This is a genomic window from Pseudomonas sp. HMWF021 (genome assembly GCF_003061005.1).
Taxonomy (GTDB): Bacteria; Pseudomonadota; Gammaproteobacteria; order Pseudomonadales; family Pseudomonadaceae; genus Aquipseudomonas.
In genome coordinates, this window is the sequence record NZ_QAIK01000031.1 from 25,994 (window position 1) to 26,194 (window position 201).

Here is a 201-nt window from a genome sequence, read left to right on the forward strand (position 1 = left end):
GTCAAAAGATCGCAGCCTCGTTGCACTCGGCAGCTCCTACATTGCCACAACCTGCAGGAGCTGCCGGAGGCTGCGATTCTGGCTGTGCCGCACGCCCTCAAGATCAAAAGATCGCAGCCTCGTTGCACTCGGCAGCTCCTACATTGCCACAACCTGCAGGAGCTGCCGGAGGCTGCGATTCTGGCTGTGCCGCAGGCCTCA